Annotated in this window: 11 protein-coding genes; 9 read left to right on the top strand and 2 right to left on the bottom strand. The window is 36.3% G+C overall.

Going from position 1 to position 17,363, the window contains the following annotated elements; all coding sequences use genetic code 11:
- Window positions 1–8: 8 nt before the first annotated feature.
- The 8 genes from PK35_RS02695 (at window position 9) to PK35_RS02660 (ending at window position 10,469) form a co-directional block, all read left to right on the top strand.
- A complete protein-coding gene (locus PK35_RS02695; RefSeq protein ID WP_044625076.1) occupies window positions 9–2,168 on the top strand; it encodes a glycoside hydrolase family 43 protein in 2,160 nt (719 codons plus the stop codon).
- 9 nt (window positions 2,169–2,177) lie between these two features.
- Window positions 2,178–3,236: a glycoside hydrolase family 43 protein gene (locus PK35_RS02690; RefSeq protein WP_202903799.1), complete on the top strand. Its 1,059-nt coding sequence runs from the start codon at window positions 2,178–2,180 to the stop codon at window positions 3,234–3,236.
- Between the two features lie 2 nt (window positions 3,237–3,238).
- The gene (locus tag PK35_RS02685) at window positions 3,239–5,128 is read left to right on the top strand and encodes a family 43 glycosylhydrolase (RefSeq protein WP_082048497.1); all 1,890 of its coding nucleotides are present in this window, start codon (window positions 3,239–3,241) and stop codon (window positions 5,126–5,128) included.
- Between the two features lie 130 nt (window positions 5,129–5,258).
- Window positions 5,259–5,801, top strand: a complete 543-nt coding sequence (locus tag PK35_RS02680) for a hypothetical protein (RefSeq protein ID WP_044625075.1) — start codon at window positions 5,259–5,261, stop codon at window positions 5,799–5,801.
- Window positions 5,802–5,976: 175 nt separating this feature from the next.
- Window positions 5,977–6,966, top strand: a complete 990-nt coding sequence (locus PK35_RS02675; protein WP_044625074.1) for a glycoside hydrolase family 43 protein — start codon at window positions 5,977–5,979, stop codon at window positions 6,964–6,966.
- Window positions 6,967–6,976: 10 nt separating this feature from the next.
- Window positions 6,977–8,818 (top strand): NPCBM/NEW2 domain-containing protein, encoded by a 1,842-nt coding sequence (locus PK35_RS17660; protein WP_044625073.1) that lies wholly within the window; start codon window positions 6,977–6,979, stop codon window positions 8,816–8,818.
- A gap of 36 nt (window positions 8,819–8,854) precedes the next feature.
- Window positions 8,855–9,388, top strand: coding sequence for a hypothetical protein (locus PK35_RS02665; protein WP_044625072.1), 534 nt, complete (start codon window positions 8,855–8,857; stop codon window positions 9,386–9,388).
- 64 nt (window positions 9,389–9,452) lie between these two features.
- A complete protein-coding gene (locus PK35_RS02660) occupies window positions 9,453–10,469 on the top strand; it encodes a glycoside hydrolase family 43 protein (RefSeq protein WP_082048496.1) in 1,017 nt (338 codons plus the stop codon).
- Here the strand turns inward: PK35_RS02660 and PK35_RS02655 are convergent.
- Window positions 10,466–11,887, bottom strand: coding sequence for a DUF1593 domain-containing protein (locus tag PK35_RS02655; RefSeq protein ID WP_044625071.1), 1,422 nt, complete (start codon window positions 11,885–11,887; stop codon window positions 10,466–10,468). The genes PK35_RS02660 and PK35_RS02655 overlap by 4 nt on opposite strands.
- 267 nt (window positions 11,888–12,154) lie before the next feature.
- Here PK35_RS02655 and PK35_RS02650 point away from each other — a divergent pair, with 267 nt between their 5' ends.
- Window positions 12,155–14,614, top strand: coding sequence for a glycoside hydrolase family 2 TIM barrel-domain containing protein (locus tag PK35_RS02650; RefSeq protein WP_044625070.1), 2,460 nt, complete (start codon window positions 12,155–12,157; stop codon window positions 14,612–14,614).
- Between the two features lie 124 nt (window positions 14,615–14,738).
- Here the strand turns inward: PK35_RS02650 and PK35_RS02645 are convergent, their stop codons facing one another.
- Window positions 14,739–17,357 (bottom strand): glycoside hydrolase family 31 protein, encoded by a 2,619-nt coding sequence (locus PK35_RS02645; protein ID WP_117624641.1) that lies wholly within the window; start codon window positions 17,355–17,357, stop codon window positions 14,739–14,741.
- Window positions 17,358–17,363: the final 6 nt, after the last annotated feature.

The following is a 17,363-nucleotide window of genomic DNA, read 5'->3' as shown; positions in this document are numbered from 1 at the left end:
TTAGTCTTATGAAAATCAAAATCAAAATCAATCGCCATTTCAAACATTTGTCGGCCGCTTTACTAGCCTTATGTCTTTTAGGTTGCGGAAGCGCAAAACCAGAATATAAAAACTATCTGTTTTCATATTTTACAGGAAATGGTCCAGGTGAAGAAGCCATTCGTTATGCTATTAGTAGCGACGGATTTAACTACTACGCACTTAACAACAACGAAGCTATTTTAGATTCTAAAACCGTAAGTACGTCGGGTGGTTTACGCGATCCTCACATTTTACGTGCTAATGATGGCAAAACCTTTTACATGGTAGCAACCGATTTGTACGTGCCAGAACAAGGTTGGAATAATTTTGCTATGGTTTTAATGAAATCGACTGATCTAATAAACTGGACATCATCAAAAATCAATATTCCAGAAACTTATCCAGATGAATTTGGCGATGTGAAACGCGTTTGGGCACCACAAACTTTTTACGACGAAAAAACCGATAAATACATGATTTATTGGTCTATGTTAGGCGATAAAGGTCCAGATATCATCTATTATGCGTATGCAAACAAAGATTTTACAGCGCTTGAAACTGTGCCAAAACAGTTATTTTTTAGCCCAGCGAACAGTGCTTGTATAGATGGAGATATTGTGTATTATGAAGGCAAATACCATTTATTCTTTAAAAATGAGAGTCATGGCGGTGGTATAAAAAAGGCAGTTTCAGATAAATTGACAGAAGGTTACGAGCAACAAGAAGGATTTTATGATCAAACCGATGCGGCCGTTGAGGGTGCAGGAACGTTTAAACTTATAAATTCTGATGAATACATTTTAATGTACGATATGTACACTTCAGGGAAATATCAGTTTACAAAATCAACCGATTTAGAGAACTTCTCTGTGGTTGATGATGAAATCACGATGAATTTTCATCCACGACACGGGTGTGTCATTCCAATCACACAAAGCGAAACCGATGCTTTACTGAGCAAATGGGGAACTTTAGACAAAGCGTCGTTTTTAAGTTTTAATAACGAAAACATTAAAAAAATAAATGTTGATGTAAATGATGAAGAGAATACCATAACAATTCCTGTAAACTTAAACACCGATGTATCTAATTTAGATATCGATTTTAAAACAGTGCCATGGGTATCATCAACGTTTTCGGGAGCTAAAGATTTTTCAAAAGGAAGTTTGCCTTTAACAATTTCATCAGGAGATAAGGAAAAAACTTATCAGGTTTCAGTTGAAAAAGTTAACAATCCGGTATTAAACGGTTTCTATGCCGATCCTGAAATCATCTATTCTAAAAAAGATAAAAAATACTATTTATATCCAACGAGCGATGGTTTTCATGGTTGGTCAGGAACCTATTTTGAAACTTTTTCATCGCCAGATTTAGTAAACTGGACACCAGAAGGCAAGATCTTAGATTTACTAACCGATGTAAGTTGGGCAGATCGCAATGCGTGGGCGCCTTGTGCAATCGAGAAAGAAGTTAACGGTGAGTATAAATATTATTACTACTTCACGGCAGCTCAAAAAATAGGTGTAGCTGTGGCCGATAATCCAACAGGGCCATTTGTAGATTCTGGGAAACCAATTATAGGAAAAAAACCGGAAGGCATCAACCGCGGACAAGAGATTGATCCAGATATTTTTACCGATCCTAAAACTGGTAAAAGTTATTTATATTGGGGAAATGGTTATATGGGGGTTTATGAGTTAAACAACGATATGGTAACGGTAAAGGAGGATAGCTTTAAACGACTACGTCCAGACCATACCTTTAGAGAAGGTACCGAAGTGTTTTACAGAAACGGAACCTATTATTTTTTATGGTCTGAAGATGATACCAGAAGTCCTAATTATCGTGTGCGTTATGCGACTTCAAATTCACCAACCGGACCGCTTAATATTCCTGAAAACAACTTAATTTTAGAGAAAAAGCCAGAATTAGGTATTTACGGTACAGGACATAACAGTGTAATTCAAGTTCCCAATACCGACGAATGGTATATTGTTTATCACCGTTTTAACCGACCAAAAGGTATTACAATGGGTGGCGATGCTGGATTTCATAGAGAAGTTTGTATTGATAAAATGGAATTTAACGAAGACGGTAGCATAAAACCAGTAACACCAACAGTTTCAGGAATTACAATAACTAAATAAATATAAAAAATGACAACTACTTTTAAAACCGCCATTTTATTGGTTGCAACCGTGCTTGTAACGAGTTGTGGTACCAAAAAATCTATGAATAAAGAAGATTTAAGCGCCTACGTAATGGTGTATTTTAAAGATAGTGACCACAGTTTGCATTTAGCGTTAAGTACAGACGGAAAAAGTTTTACCGATGTTAATAAAGGCAATGCCGTTGTGGCGGGCGATACTATTGCGAGCCAAAAAGGTATTCGCGATCCGCACATTACTCGTGGGCCAGATGGCGCATTTTATGTGGCTATGACCGATTTGCACATTTTTGCAAAACAAAAAGGTTATCGTGAAACCGAGTGGGAACGCCCTGGTGAAAAATACGATTGGGGAAATAACCGTGGTTTTGTACTTATGAAATCGTACGATTTAATAAACTGGACACACAGTAATTTTTTGTTTGATGAAGGGTATGAGGGCTTTGACGAAATTGGTTGCGCTTGGGCACCACAAACCATTTACGATCCTGAGGCTAAAAAAATGATGGTGTATTTTACCATGCGCATGGGGCATGGGTTAACCAAATTGTATTACGCTTATGCTGATGATGATTTTACGAAACTCACAACCAAACCAGAACCGTTGTTTGAATATCCCGATGAGAAAATTCAAATTTTGGATGCGGATATCACACCATTACCAGATGGCAGATTCTGCATGATGTATGTCGCGCAAGAACGACCAATTGGTATAAAAATGGCATTTTCAAACCATGTGAATAAAGGTTACGAATACAATGATGCATGGGTCGATAAAGAACCAGGATCGTGTGAAGCTCCAAATGTTTGGAAACGCTTAAATAGCGATAAATGGGTGTTGATGTATGATATTTATAGTATCAATCCGCATAATTTTGGATTTGTAGAAACTTCCGATTTTAAAACCTTTACCTCTATTGGTCATTTTAACGAAGGCGACATGAAAACCACTAATTTCACCTCGCCAAAACACGGCGCTATAATTCATTTAACCAAAAGTGAAGCCTTGAAATTAGCTAAACATTACAATTATAATATTGAGTTTTAATCATGAAACCGCTTATCACTTTAGTATTTATTGGTGTTATTTCGGTATCCATTCATGCACAGAAAAAATCGTTTGAAGGTTATTTGTTTGCCTATTTTGAAGGTGATTTACAAAACAGAAAACAAGAAGAGCAACTGCGTTTTGCAGTAAGCGACGATGCCGTGAATTGGAAAGCCTTAAATAACAACGAACCTATATTAAATTCTGATAAGATTTCACAATCTGGAGGCATTCGCGATCCGCATATTTTACGAGGCGAAGACAATCATTTTTACATGGTTGCAACCGATATGTCTACTGCCGCAAACGGCTGGAAAGAAAACCCAGGAATAGTGCTGTTATCCTCTAAAAACTTAATGGATTGGAAACATAAGAGCATCAATTTATCAAAAGATTACCCAGGGAAATTCGCTAATGCGTATTGGGTTTGGGCACCACAAACCATTTTCGATCCGGAAGCAAAAAAGTACCTTATCTATTTTACGGTTAAGTTTAAAGACGATGATAAATTAGATTTTTACAGTGCTTATGCCAATAAAGATTTTACAGGCTTCGAAGCAACGCCAACACTTATGTTTTCAGCAAAACATGGCGCTATCGATGGTGATATTATTTATAAAGATGGTTTGTTTCACATGTTTTTTAAAGGGAATACCAAAGATGAAAATGGTAAAGAATTTGAAAATGGCATCAAGCAAGCAACAAGCAAATCACTTCAAGGCCCTTGGGAAGAGCATTTTGAATATTTAGACTTTTACGCGGATAAAAAAACAACGGTTGAAGGTTCTTCAGTTTTTAAACTAAATAACAGCGACGAGTATATTTTAATGTACGATTTGTATTCAAGCGGACGCTATGAGTTTCAACGCTCTACGGATTTGTTCAACTTTACAAAAACACCAGAATCGTTTACCAAAGATTTTCATCCCAGACATGGTAGTGTTATAGGTATTACCAAAAAGGAGATGAATAGACTAAAAAAAAATTGGGGTAATAAACCCAAAACGTTTGTGCCTACTGGCAATCCTATTTTTACGCATAAATACACCGCAGATCCTGCCGCTATTGTAGATGGTAAAACCTTATGGTTATATACAGGGCACGATTATGCAGGCGGACAAAAAGGTTACAATATGAAAGATTGGTTGGTGTTTTCAACGAATGATATGAAAACTTGGACAGAGCATCCGGTACCTTTAAAAATAACCGATTTTACGTGGGCAACAAGTGGTGACGCGTATGCAGGTCATGTGGCAAAACGAAACGGCAAATATTATTGGTACATTAGTACAAACTGGAATGGTATTGGTGTGGCCGTGGCCGATAAACCTGAAGGCCCGTTTAAAGATGCACTTGGAAAACCATTGTTAACAAACGATGATTGTTTTGCTTCAACTCACGCTTGGGCGTGCATCGATCCAGCTATTTTTGTAGATGATGATGGGCAACCGTGGATTTTCTGGGGCAATGGCCAATGTTATTATGCCAAGTTAAAGGATAACATGATTGAAATTGATGGCGATATCAAGCAAATAAATTTTGATGGTTTTAGCTTTACCGAAGCACCTTGGGTACACAAACGCAAGAACAAATATTACCTAACTTATGCAACTGGTTTCCCTGAAAAAATAGCCTATGCCATGGCAGATACTGTTGAAGGACCATACGAGTACAAAGGTATTTTAAACGAAATAGCAGGTAATAGTAATACCAATCATCAAGCCGTTGCTACTTTTAAAGGGAAGGACTATTTTATTTATCATAACGGTGGTATTCAAACCGATGGCAGTAGTTACAGTCGCTCGGTGTGTATTGATAAATTAGAGTATAATAGTGACGGCACCATTAAACCAATCATCATGACCTCAAAAGGCATTTCAGCATCAAAGTAAAAGCATTGGTTTAATTGCTAAATAGCTCAAACGCATAAGTTTTTGAGAGTCTATTTTTTATTTATGTATTTTAAGTGTATATTTCACACTTACTTCTATTGCAAGATCCACTAGGTTAAAAAGTTTTAGAATGAACGAATATAAAATCGAACAACACATACATCTGTTTTCAAGTTGGGCTGCAGGAAGAGCTTCGAGCGTTCAAGGTAGTAGGTTTAGGGTAGAGATTGGACAAAAATTACTTAGTAGTTCAAAAGTTAAAAGTTTTATTATGAACCCAGATTTGTTGCCAAATAATAGGGAAGAATTTAATTTGGAACACAGGAATTGGAGGTTAGAAATTATCGATTTAGCGACAAAAGAGGGATTTAATTTTACGCATGGAGTTAGCGCAAAATTAATTAATGTTTATTTAAAATCAATCATAATTTGTGGTGGTTATTATAATCATCCGAAAGCAAAGTTTATACATCCGCCAATAGATAGAGTTCTATTAGGTGAACTTGCGGAAGTAGATTTTAATGCTAATAGAAAATTTTGGAATGATTATAAAAAAATTGCTTGGTCTAAATTCAATTCGGAACAATATGAAAAAGTGATTTATGAAATTCAAAAAGGGCTTATTGATTCTCCTCTATGGTTAATTGAAAAATATTGGAAAGGATATCAGTAAATTTTGGAGAATCATTCTAAGAATTGGAGCTTAATATTGATTAGACCATTTCAATAAATATTTCCCTTTAGGTTGATTTAATATTGTCAATTTAAAATACAAGGAATTTGTTCTAGACTTTAAATATGCATTTCAGGAAAAAGGAATCAATTAAACTAAAATAATAAAATCACTCATGAGGTTAAAAAAAGTATTTCAATCCACTTTAGTTATCGCCTTAGCTTCAACTTTCACTATTGAAGCCCAAAACGATAAAATCATTCATACTTGGAAGCCAACAGGAAACCCAGTTGTAACACATAAATATACGGCCGATGCTGCAGCCTTAGTGCATAACGATACCTTATACATTTACACAGGTGAAGATTTTGAGGGCGGGCAAAAACGATACAATATTTTAAATTGGTGCGTGTTTGCAACCACCGATATGAAAACCTTTTGGGAATATAAAACACCATTAAAAGCCACCGATTTTGCTTGGGGTGAAAAAAATGCAGCTTGGGCAAGTCAAGTTATAGAGCGTAATGGTAAATTTTACTGGTACACGAGTTCGCAAACTACGGGTATTGGTATAGCGGTTTCCGATAGGCCAGAAGGTCCGTATAAAGATGCCATTGGCAAGCCGCTTTTTACAAACGAAGATAGCTTTGGTAAAACACACAGCTGGCGAACTATTGACCCGAGTGTTTTTATTGATGACGATGGTCAGGCTTGGATTTACTGGGGAAATGGAGCCTGTTGGGTAGCAAAATTAAACGACGATATGGTCTCGTATGACGAAGACTACGGTATTAAAATGATTGATATTAAAGGCGAAATGGATTTCCCATTTACCGAAGCACCTTGGATTCAAAAACGCAACGGAAAATACTTGTTGTCTTTTGCCATAGGTTTCCCAGAGCGCATTGCCTATGCCATGAGCGACAAACCTGAAGGCCCTTACGAATACAAAGGCATTATAAATGAAATTGCAGGAAATAGTAACACTAATCATCAGGCGCTTATCGATTTTAAAGGCGAATCGTATTTTATTTATCACAATGGTGGCATCCAAACCGATGGCGGAAGCTTTAGTCGTTCAATCTGTATTGATAAATTAGAGTATAACGACGACGGAACTATCAAACCAATAATCATGACCACCACGGGTGTTTTCAAAAAATAATTCATAATCTATGACACTAAAATCAGTTATCAAAATAGCATGTCTTGCCCTAGTTATAGTGGCTTGTAACAGCAAAGAAAAATACGATCCAAATTTTAAAAATTGGGCAAAAACGCCACCAATGGGTTGGAATAGTTGGGATTGTTTTGGTCCATCGGTGGTTGAAGATGAAGTAAAGGCTAATGCCGATTACATAGCAAAACACCTTAAAGATTTTGGTTGGGAATACATTGTAGTCGATATCCGTTGGTATGTCGATAATCAAACTACAGGGCATTATAATGCTTATGATAAATCGGATTTTATTTTAGATGAATATGGCCGTTATATGCCATCACCAACACGTTTTCCATCATCGGTAAATGGTGCTGGTTTTAAACCATTAGCAGATTATGTACACAGCTTAGGATTAAAATTTGGTATTCATATTATGCGTGGTGTACCAAAAGAAGCTGTGTTTAATAAAATGCCGATAAAAAATTCTGATAAAACTGCTGCCGATATTTATTCAACCGATTTTGAATGTACATGGTTACAAGACAATTATACCGTTTTAAAGGATAAACCTGGAGCGCAAGAATACTACAATTCTATGCTCGATTTATATGCAGAATGGGGTGTGGATTTTATAAAAGTTGATAACCTTTCGAGACCATATCACACAGATGAAATTGAAATGCTTCGTACAGCCATCGATCAAACTAAAAGACCAATCGTGCTAAGTATGTCGCCAGGAGCGACGCCAATTGATGAGCACGAACATGCTACCGCAAACGCTAATATGTGGCGCACTATTGACGATTTTTGGGATAACTGGGCGCAATTAAATTATTCTTTCGAGAAATGTGCCGAATGGGCGCCGTACATCACTCAAGGCGTATGGCCAGATGCCGATATGTTACCGTTGGGTAAGTTTATTCGTGGTGAACGTGCTACAAACCGTTACACTAAATTTACAAAGGATGAGCAATACACGTTGATGACCTTGTGGACGATGTTTAAATCGCCATTAATGTTTGGTGGAAATTTACCCGATAACGACGATTTTACAAATACACTTTTAACGAATACCGAAGTTTTAGAAGTTCATAGCAAATCTATTAATAACAAAGAATGGTTTAATACAGGCGATGTTATTGGCTGGACGGCTGATGATCCTGATTCTGAAGATAAATTTGTTGCCGTTTTTAACAGTGCAGGTGATGGTTTTGTAACCACTAAAAACTTGTTGTACCGCAGCGGAACGGTGTCTCATTTAACCGATGGTTTTGGCAAAGATATTGATGTAGAGTTACCTGAAGGCAGCACCGATTTATATTTAATTGTAAATGATGGTGGCGACGGTTACAGTTGGGATCATGCGAATTGGATTAACCCAACGATTCATTTAGAAAATGGAAAAACCGTTAAATTAACCGATTTAACTTGGGAAAAAGCTGTTGCAGGTTGGGGAAAAATAGGCATTAATAAAAGTATTTCTGGTGGCGAATTAAATGTAAAAGGAACCGTTTACAACAATGGTATTGGTACACACTCGCAGTCTATAATTCATTATAAAATTCCTGAAAATAGTACACGATTTACAGCTTTTGCAGGCTTGGATATCGCTGGAACCAACACTAAAGAAGGAACAACAGTAGAGTTCATGCTTTCAACCGAAGATCCAACACCTTCCAACGAAGCACCAACCGAAATACCTGTAAATCTTGAAGAATTAGGTGTTACAGGAGCATGTACCATTCGCGATTTATGGAATAAAAAAGATTTGGGGACATTCTCAGGTTCAGAGTTTAAGCCAGTAATCAATTATCACGGAGCAGGATTGTACCGTATATCGCCGCAAACTAAATAATTAAAAATGAACTATTAAACCAATAAAAATTAGTTTATGAAAGCCATTAAACACGTTGTATTTTACGTTGCTTTTTTACTTCTTATTGTTTCTTGTTCAAACCATAAAGAAGTTGTAGTTATATCGAAAATAGAACAATCAAAAAACTTGGTAACAAATGAAGAGGTAAATGCTGCTTTGAGACATACCGCTTTTTTCGATAAAGACTCTTTGGTTAGGTTGCAGGCCGTTAAAAATCTTAATGATGAACCAACTTTAAAGCATGTAGCGTATTTCGATTCTATTGTTTCGGTAAGAATGTTGGCAACCAATAAAATAACTAACGAAGTGTATCTTAAACATATCGCTTATTTTGATGAGGAAGAAGCTGTTAGATGTGCTGCTGTAAACAGAATAAACTCAGAGGCATATTTAAGACATGTTGCTTTTTTTGATGAATCTTCTAAAGTGAAATTATTGGCAATAAGTAAAATAAAATCTGTAAGTACGCTATCTCATATTATAAAATTTGATGAAGATGCTGAAATAAAGAAAGAAGCCATTAATCATTTATCGAATTTAAAAACATAAATATTTTTTTAGTAAATGCAATAAACTGTGTTAGTATACCAACCACAGAATACAACTTTAAACTATGAGAAACAACATATTTAGCCGCTTAAAAGTGGCTTTTTTTTTCGGTTTTACATGTTTTGTTATTGTTCCATGCCTTAGCCAAAACAGAAATAGAATTAAAAAGAACATTCCGTTAGATTCAATTGTATTAAGCGATCCAGCTATTTTAGCCGATAAAGCCACAAATACGTATTACATGACTGGTACTGGCGGCAAGCTTTGGAAGAGTAAGGATTTAAAATTATGGACAGGTCCATTTACCGTTGCCGAAACAAATCCTAATTCTTGGATGGGGCCAAAACCCATGATTTGGGCAGCAGAATTGCATCAATATAAAAACAAATATTACTATTTCGCTACGTTTACTAATCGCGAGGTGAAAATCGATACGGCCTACGGTAATGTAATTGAGCGACGTGCGAGTCATATCTTGGTAAGCGATAAAGCTGAAGGGCCATACAAACCTATGCAAGATGACATTTATTTGCCTGAAGCTAAACCAACCCTTGATGGCACTTTTTGGATTGATACCGATGGAAAACCTTATATGATTTATTGTTACGAATGGCTTCAGAATAATAACGGCACCATGGAAAAAATTGAGTTAAAATCTGATTTAAGTGGTTCTGTTGGCAAGGGAAAATTATTATTTAAAGCAAGCGAATCACCTTGGAGTAAAGAGAAAGACAGCAACGGTAATGAAAAAGCTCATAAAGTTACCGATGGTCCATATCTTTTTAAAACCAAAACAGGGCGCTTGGGCATGATTTGGACCAGTTGGCAATACGATGTGTACGTACAAGGTGTGGCGTATTCTAAAAGTGGCATGCTAGATGGCCCGTGGGAACACGAAAAAGACATTATTACACCTCCTAATTTTGGTCATGGTATGTTGTTTAAAACTTTTGAAGGTAAAACACTTATGTCGGTTCATAGTCATAAAAAAGTAGATGGACGCTATCATCGTATCCCGCATTTGTTTGAGATTGACTTATCTGGCGATAGGTTGAAGGTTGTTAAACCATACAAACCTTAGCCTATTATAGTTATTATAATACGTTGATACCGCGTTAAACTAGGTGTTCCAGAATCTGATACTTCACAAACAATATGAATGGTATCTCCAATTTTAGCATCTTTAGGAATGGCAATTTTTGTTTTTGATTTATTCGAAGAATTTAGTGTAGTGCCTTTATAAGCATCTGCTTCATTGTAATGCCACCATTTAAAATACAGTTTATCACCGTCAGGATCGGTAGTTTTGCTAGCATTTAATTTAATTGTTGAACCTGCTTTAGCTTCAATATTTAAAGGGGTGTTTTTTAAATGAATTTCAGGATGATGATTTGCTGATTCATAATCTTTAACACACCAATCGGCACGGGCAGCAAAATCGTTTTGAAGATCATCTAGCCAGCGCCAAATAGGTTTAAAATAATTGGTTCGAATACTTTTTTTGTATTCATCGGTATCGTTTTCCATTTTTTTAGACCAACTGTTATGAAATCCCCATTGTCCTTTAGGATGAGTGTAAGTTGAGTCTGGAACAGGATCCATCCAAACATTTTGTCTTACTTTAACATAACGACCGCCCCAACCACCGTTACTAGGCAATTCCATACTTCTTAATCCGTTTGGGATGTTATAAAGAAACGAAGGTGTATCGCCTTCAGCATTAAAGGCACCATGGTTATTTTCATAAACCGAACATAATTTACCATGATTATTTATGATATTTTTTGTCATCCATTCACTTTCAAAGTAGGGTTTAATATGCTCTGGAAGCACTTTAGGCCAAATGTATGCCATACAATCAAATTGATCTGAAATTATGGTAGGAATATTAAACTTTTCCCAATTTGGGCGTATGTATTCTTGGTAAGTTTCATCTTGCTCCCAAATTAGAAAAAGTCGCATTTTTTTCGCTACTTCAGACATTTTTTCGGGATAATCTTCTTCAATTATTTTTAAAGCTCTGGAAATAGTATTGCAACCACCCCAAGTCTGAATCCAAATTGGGCGATTATCATCTTCATCTAGAAGAATCTCAGCAATAAATTCGGCGCCTTCCGTTCTTATTTCATCTTCACCAATAGCATTTATATTCCCAACTTTCCATTTACTCAATAAATATTCAGGCGAAGGATAATTATTGTCGTGAATTTTTAAATTATCAAATACTTCGGCATAGTATCCAATGTATTCTTCAACCCATTCTACTGGGTGAAAGGCATGCCAACCTTCACCTCCAACCCAATGAAATTGCGAACTACTATTTATTATAGCTTCCACATCAAATTCATTGGTGCTTAATAAAAACCGAACCATTGAGGCTCTATCATCGGCTTCTCCATCAGTAGTTATAATTACTCTGGGTTTATTAGTTTGACCTTGCACAGAGGTGTTAGCAAGTATTAAAAAAATAATTAAAATTAAGAGTTTGGGTAATTTCATTTTTTAGCGCAATAATTTATTGGTTCTTGAAGCTAAGTTATTTAAAATTTTATCAAGAGTTAGGGGGTAAATCAACTTTTTTTGTGGAGTTTATAAGTTTGCTTTTTATGGAACCTCGTAATTTTTTTCCTAATTTAAACCTGTTAGGTAATTTGTATCTCTTTTTGTATAATTTATAACCCTTATTTGGGTTTTTGATTTTGTAATTTGACAATTTCTGAGAGATTTAGAAGACATTAAAACAACAACTAAACCAACTAAATTTACATGAACAAGATTATATTAGTTTTATTTACAGCTTTTCTTATTAATTCTAGTTATGAGACCTTTTCTAAAGAAGAAACTTATAACAGAAAACAACGCTTTAATTTCGATTGGAAATTTAAGTTAGATGATTCTGAAGAATTTAGTCAAGCAAATTTTAATGATGAAGATTGGAGAAATTTAAATCTGCCTCACGACTGGAGTATTGAAGGTAAGCCAGAAAAAGACAATGTGAGTGGGGTAGATGGTGGATTTTTCCCAACAGGAACAGCGTGGTATCGTAAAACCTTTCATGTATCAAAAGCATTAAAAAATAAAAAAGTTTCTATTTATTTTGAAGGTGTTTACATGAATGCCAAAGTGTTTATTAATGGCAAACGTTTAGGTGATCAACCTTATGGCTACACTTCATTTTCGTTTGATTTAAGTTCTTATCTAAATATAGATGCAGAAAACACCATTGCAGTTCGTGTTGATAATTCTCAACAAAAAAACAGTCGTTGGTACACGGGGTCTGGTATATATCGTAACGTTTGGCTTATGGTAACCGAACCATTACGAATAGAACAATGGGGCGTTACGGCGGTTACAAAATCGGTTGTCGATAATGTTGCCGAAGTTGCCGTAAAAACCATTATTAAAAACGAAACGAATGAAGATAAAGTAGTTCTGGTTGAAGCTGACTTTCTGTTCAACAAAACTTTTAAAAACGGAAAGCGCATTTATCAATCAATTTTAAAAGAAGAAGTTGTGTCTATAAAGGCAAAGTCTCAGGTTGAGGTAAACCAAATAATAACGATTCAGAACCCATATTTATGGTCGCCAGTGCATCCTAATTTGTATGATTTAAACATAAATTTATACGAAAATGGAGGTGATAATACTAAAATTGATAGCCTGTCCTTATCCCATGGGATACGAACTATTGAATTTTCTTCGGAAGATGGTTTTGTTCTCAACGGAAAGAAAACATTAATAAACGGCGGTTGCGTACATCACGACAACGGAGCCTTAGGTGCTGCTGCGTATGATAGAGCTGAAGTGCGAAAAGTAGCATTAATGAAAGCCGCAGGTTTTAATGCTTTGAGAACGTCTCACAATCCACCATCGGAAGCCTTTTTAAATGCCTGCGATAGTTTAGGAATGCTGGTTGTTGATGAAGCTTTTGATGGTTGGCGTGAAATGAAAACGACCATTTCGCCAATAACCCACGATTATGCTTCCATTTTTGATAAATGGTGGAAACACGATTTGCAAGCCATGGTAAAACGCGATAAAAATCACCCAAGTATCATTATGTGGAGTATTGGTAACGAAATTATAGAACGAACCAAACCTGAAGCCGTTGAAACCGCTAAAATGTTATCGGATGCTGTAAAAGAAATTGATGCCACACGGCCAGTAACTTCAGCAATGACCAGTTGGGGACAAGGTTGGGATATTTTCGATCCGTTGATGGCAGCGCATGATGTTGCGGGTTACAATTACCAATTACAACATGCTGAAAATGACCACGAGCGCGTACCTTCGCGCATTATTGTAAATACCGAATCGTATCCTAAAAATGCATTTTTTATCTGGAATTTAGTCAATAAAAATAATTACATAATTGGTGATTTTGTGTGGACAGCTATGGATTATTTGGGCGAATCGGGTATCGGGCGTTATTATTACCCAGGCGAACCCGATGGCGAGCATTGGCAAGCTAATTTATATCCTTGGCACGGTGCCTATTGTGGCGATGTCGATTTAATAGGTTGGCGTAAACCCATTTCGCATTACAGAAGTATGTTGTATAACGATACAGAAATGTTGTATATGGCAGTAAAAGAACCAAACCCTGAAAATGGTGAAATAAAAACAACGTCTTGGGCGGTATGGCCTACTTGGGAAAGTTGGACGTGGCCAAATCATGAGGGTAAGCTTATTGATGTTGAGGTGTACTCAAAATACCCGAAAGTAAGACTTTATTTAAATGATCAACTTGTAGGAGAAAAATCCACAACGGTTGCACAAGAATTTAAAGCCACCTTTAAATTACCTTACAAACCTGGAATTTTAAAAGCAGTAGCGGTATCGAAAACAGGAAAAGAAAAGGAATCAACTATTTTAAAAACGGCAGAAGCAGCATCGAAAATTAAATTAACAGCAGATAGAAAAGCGATACGAGCTAACGGACAAGATTTAGCATACATAACCGTTGAAATTACCGATGAGAATGGTGTTTTAAACCCAACAGCAGCCAATAAACTTGACTTTTTAATTTCTGGTCCTGGTGAAATTATAGGCGTTGATAATGCCGATTTAAAAGACACAAATTCTTACTACTCGAACACCAGAAATGCATGGCATGGTCGTGCTTTGGTTATTGTTAAAAGTGGTCGCAAAGAAGGGAATATTCAACTCGAAGTTTCTTCGGAAGGTATAGTAGCCGAAACCATTAATATACTTTCTAAGTATTAAAAATGAGAAGTGTTAGCGTAAAGTGAGTAGGGTATATAAAAAAAGGGTCTCGCTTAATTCTGCTAAACCCTTTTTTTATATTTTAATATTGTATGTTGCATAAAACAAGCCTTTTAAAATTGTCTTATTGAACAATTATTTTTTTCTTGCCATCATATTTCACAAGCTTATTAACGGTTCCTTGCTCTAGGCCAATTCCGTTGTGCTCATTTACCCACACAATTTTGAAGGTTTTTTCATTTAACATGCCTTTATAGCTACCTTTTCGTTTGCCAATTTCTAATGTTTTTTTGTCTTCATTCCATTTAAAAGGAATAATGCTATATGCTCCTTTTTCATAGTTATAATTGGTTCCTTCATCCTCATATAATTCGAAGGAACAACTAGCCCCGGTATAAATCCGAATTTCAATGGGCTTAACTTGTATTTCTTCAGTGTTCTGAACCTGTTCTCCCATTGCTACGATTGACCCCGCTTTTACGTATAGTGGCAGAGTTGAAATGGAGGCTTCCGTCTTGATCGTTTGATTTCCTGAATAATGTTTTCCCGTCCAAAAGTTAAACCAGCCAGCTTGATGATTTGGTAAGTAAACAGGCCAATTTTCAACACCTTTTTCTAAAACAGGCGCCACTAAAAAAGAAGGGCCAAACATGTATATGTGGAGCTGTTCGAGTGCTTGTTTATCGTAAGCGAAATCCATTACCAATGGACGCATTATGGTGCCGTTTTTTAAAGTAACATTTGCAGCTTGCGAATAAATATATGGAAGCAAACGGTATCTTAAATTTAAATATTTAAGCGAAAGTTTTTCTACCTCAGATCCATAGCGCCAAAATTCAGTGTTTGTTTGGTAACCATGCACTCTTTGTAAAGGTGAAAAAGTTGCAAATTGAAGCCAGCGCAAAAATCTTTCATGAAAATCTTTATCTGTGTACTGACTTTTTCCAGGGCGGAAAAAACCGCCGGCATCGAAGGTCCACCACGGTATACCAGTTATAGAGGTGTTTAGTCCTGCAGTAACTTGTCGCCGTAGAGTTTGCCAATTGTTTCCTATATCGCCAGTCCATAATGCAGCTGCATACTTTTGTTGACCTGAAAACCCACTTCTAGTAAGAATAAAAGCTCGTTTATCTGGAGCGTCTTTACGTAAACCTTCATATACCGTTTTAGTTACGAATAGAGGATATACGTTACGCATCCATTCGCCTGCAAGGGTGTTATTGTTAATTCTTCGCCCAACAAGGTCGTCGTTTTCAGGTTCTGTTGCATCTTGCCACCATCCATCAATTTGATACGGTTTTAGTAGTTTGTTACTAAAGTTTTCCCAATAAAACTTTGAGGCCTCAGGATTGAAAAAGTCGACCCATTGCGTATTTGGTATGTAGTAATTTTTGTCGTTAAAAGCTTTGCCAAGTTCAGATGCCTTGTCTATTTTAGACCACACTGATAGCATTAGGCGTATGTCCATATCATGTAATTCGCGAACCATCTTTGCTGGGTCGGGGTAATGGTCTTCATCAAATTTCATTGAGTTCCAGCCGTGTTTGCCCCAATATTGCCAGTCTTGTACAATTAGGTCTAAAGGTATGTTTCTTTGTCTAAATTCCGATGCATTTTCAAGCAGTTCTACTTGGCTATGATACCTTTCCCGACAGTGAATATAACCCAATGACCAGATTGGCATCATAGGAGCTTTTCCGGTTAAGTCTCGATAGGTAGATATCACGTCATCTGCGTTTCCGGCAAAAACAACATAGTCCAACACCTTGGCTACGGGAGAACTAAAAACGGTTTCATTTTTTACTTTTTGAAAATACAGACTTGGCTTATCGTTCTTTTCGCCTTTAAGCACAATATTGTGTACTCCTTTCTTCAAATCAACGATAATGCTAGTTGTTGGTGGCAACCAATGGTTTTTAAAATTTATAACATCTTCCCCGTTGATTGTTAGCTGCCATTTTCGCGCCATTTTTTGTCCAACATCTATGAAAAAAGCATATTTTCCAGCTTTATTAATATTCAGCATACCTGTAAATACACCATCTTGCCGTTTTTCTGTTTTTGTTCCTTCGGTAGTTGTGACTTCAAGAGTTACAGCTTCCCCTTCCGTTCCTAATGATTTTAAATTAATTGCTTTAGTGGCAGGGTTAAAGTCGGTAAGACCATAGTTGTGCCAAAGTAACCCATATCCTTTGTTAGATAATATAAAAGGTATTGAAATTTGGCTGTTAACTTGTGTAAGTCTTCTGGGCAAGCCTTTAATATTTAGGTAGCCATCTTGGAACTGTCCGGTTCCGTATATAAATTCATCCTCAGGGGCGTGGAAACTTTGTGCTGCAATATAACATGCTTCACCCTGAACACTACTTTCTTTTAAAATTCTACTATCAACTTTTTCTTTTAAGATTACTTTATTGTTGGCATTGTAGTAGCTTAAAACACCATTTGCTTTGTTTACCAAAACTTTTAATTTTGGCATTATTACTGTTAAGGAAGAATCAGATTTGACCGTTTTAAATTTGATTGGTTTTTTTTCAGAAGTTAGAACTAATTCGTCAATTTTAGGCACGGTGCCTTTGCTGAATTGTACCCTAACAGCATTATTTGATAAAGGGGTTAGTTGTAATTGACCTTCATTAAGTTGAAGTATTACTTTTTCTTGGGTTTTTTGGTAGCCTTTTATAGCCTGCCCCCAACTTATAAAGGGTATGATTGCCAGTAAGGCAAACAATTTTTTTATCATCTTACT

The sequence above is a fragment of the Neotamlana nanhaiensis genome, from assembly GCF_000943555.1.
In the GTDB taxonomy this organism is placed as follows: Bacteria; Bacteroidota; Bacteroidia; order Flavobacteriales; family Flavobacteriaceae; genus Neotamlana; species Neotamlana nanhaiensis.
Note: the sequence above shows the minus strand (reverse complement) of the source record. Positions and strands in the feature narration are given on the sequence as shown.